This window comes from Psychromonas hadalis ATCC BAA-638, assembly GCF_000420245.1.
GTDB classification, from domain to species: domain Bacteria; phylum Pseudomonadota; class Gammaproteobacteria; order Enterobacterales; family Psychromonadaceae; genus Psychromonas; species Psychromonas hadalis.
Map to the genome: position 1 here is coordinate 1 of NZ_ATUO01000303.1, position 1,835 is coordinate 1,835.

Sequence of the window (1,835 nt, forward strand, 5' to 3'; positions counted from 1 at the left end):
ATTGAGTAATAGCTAGCTATTGCGATTGAATGCAACGTCGCTATTTATTATTTTAACCAACAAGATAGATCAGATACTTATGCGGATTGGTATTATATGTCCTAAATCAATACTTGAGTCAATCACTTGGTTATAGTGCTTTAAATGAATAATAAAAGGTAAAAAACATGAGCGAATCGATTCATGGTCATCAAGTGATGGAGATGATGGCAACAGCAGAAAAAAGTTATAGTAAAGAAGCATTAAAAGCGGAAATTGCAATTAAATTTGGTGAAGATGCACGTTTTCATACCTGCATGGGCAGTGATATGACGGCAGATGACCTGATAGTATTCCTTGCTTCAAAGGGTAAGTTTGTTGAGTCAGAGCAGGGAATAAGGTTACCAAAAGAGCATCTTTGCTGATTTTTAAGTTCAAAACAGTTAACCACGAAGTAAAAGGAAGTTTAAAATAGTCTGTTTTTTTCCTTGCTTCGTGCTCTCAGTGTAGCGAAGCGACTTCGTGGTAATGTTTAAAGCCTACTGCAAACGTCCTTTAATCTGCCACAACTTAAACACGCCAAAAATGAATATCTGTAGTGCTTCTTGCTTGGTTAATTTCAATTTCTCTGAAAATGCCCCATAGATCATCAATAATTGAATAAGATGCATCATCACCATAAAGCCTAATAATAGGTAAAAAACGATCTCTGCTTTTCCCGGAAAGGGAAAAAAAAGGTTGCTAAGTAGCAGTAACCAAATAAGCACCATGAGGGCTTTTGCAAAAGTAATAAAGTAGTTCATCTTTGTGTTGTTGCTCATGTTAGTGCTTGTCCTTGACGGTAAAGTTGGTAGGTAACTTGTCCGGTACTTTTCTCTTTTAATAGTTGCCATGATTCTGGCAGATTAAGTGTGCTTAAATCAACTTCTCGTTCAATGTAAATAAGCGCATTATCAGCTAAATAACCATGGTTTTGTAATGCGTCGCAGCAAGGTTGCACTAAGTTTTTATGAAAAGGAGGGTCAATAAATACAATGTTGTACTGCTCTGTTGCAACTTGACTGAGATAACGTATCGAATCCGCTTCGATTAGATTGGCATTATTGATATTTAAAACGGTTAAGTTTTCACGTAACTGTTTTACAACGCTTTTATCTTTTTCTAATAATGTGACGTTTTTTGCAAAACGAGACAGAGCTTCAAAAGCTAAACTGCCACTGCCACAGAAGCAATCCAAGCAATTAGCATCATTAATATCACGCATCAACCAGTTAAAAAGCGTCTCTTTAGTACGATCTGTGGTGGGGCGCAATCCCTCGATATCTTTAACGGGTAGCTTTTTACCTCGCCATTTTCCTGATATTAAACGAATAAACCCGCCCTTGATCGGTTTTCTGCTTTTTTCATTGGATTTAGTGTTGTGATTTCGACTCATATAATTTTTAGTCCGATGATATGGTGGTAACATAGAGTTTAATTTTTTAGGCTTGCTATTTTAGCAGGTCAGTTGGTTGTGAGTAAGGTTTTTAATTAATGGCAAAGAAGAAAAGCATGTTTTCCTGGTTTGGTAAAAAATCGGTCGCAGAAACATCACAAGAAAAAGTGGCGAATGAAAAAGCAGCATTGCTTAAGTCATTAAAAAATGAAGCTTTAAATAATAAAGATAAAAATATTGAAATCATCCTTTTTGATGATGTTGATGATAAATTAGAGCTTGAAAAGTTAGACACGCAAAAGCTCGAAGCTGAAAAACTCGAAACGCAAAAGCTCGAAGCTGAAAAACTCGAAGCGCAAAAACTCGAAGCGCAAAAGCTCGAAGCGCAAAAACTCGAAGCACAAAAGCTCGAAGCACAAAA

3 protein-coding genes and 1 pseudogene are annotated in these 1,835 nt (G+C 36.4%); 2 read left to right on the forward strand and 2 right to left on the reverse strand.

Annotated elements, in window-relative coordinates; translation table 11 throughout:
• Positions 1-167: 167 nt before the first annotated feature.
• The gene (locus G322_RS0119055) at positions 168-404 is read left to right on the forward strand and encodes a YecH family metal-binding protein (RefSeq protein ID WP_022943253.1); all 237 of its coding nucleotides are present in this window, start codon (positions 168-170) and stop codon (positions 402-404) included.
• Between the two features lie 114 nt (positions 405-518).
• Here the strand turns inward: G322_RS0119055 and G322_RS0119060 are convergent, their stop codons facing one another.
• Positions 519-800 (reverse strand): DUF1145 domain-containing protein, encoded by a 282-nt coding sequence (locus tag G322_RS0119060; protein WP_022943254.1) that lies wholly within the window; start codon positions 798-800, stop codon positions 519-521.
• Positions 797-1,414: a 16S rRNA (guanine(966)-N(2))-methyltransferase RsmD gene (gene rsmD / locus G322_RS0119065; RefSeq protein ID WP_022943255.1), complete on the reverse strand. Its 618-nt coding sequence runs from the start codon at positions 1,412-1,414 to the stop codon at positions 797-799. Before rsmD ends, G322_RS0119060 begins: the two co-directional genes overlap by 4 nt.
• A 98-nt stretch (positions 1,415-1,512) precedes the next feature.
• Here rsmD and G322_RS21500 point away from each other — a divergent pair.
• Positions 1,513-1,835, forward strand: a pseudogene (locus tag G322_RS21500) (signal recognition particle-docking protein FtsY); the annotation flags it as partial.

Excerpts from the sequence above, each read along its gene's own strand:
- G322_RS0119055 (WP_022943253.1), top strand. The coding sequence starts at position 168 with ATGAGCGAATCGATTCATGGTCATCAAGTGATGGAGATGATGGCAACA.
- G322_RS0119060 (WP_022943254.1), bottom strand. The coding sequence starts at position 800 with ATGAGCAACAACACAAAGATGAACTACTTTATTACTTTTGCAAAAGCC.
- rsmD (WP_022943255.1), bottom strand. The coding sequence starts at position 1,414 with ATGAGTCGAAATCACAACACTAAATCCAATGAAAAAAGCAGAAAACCG.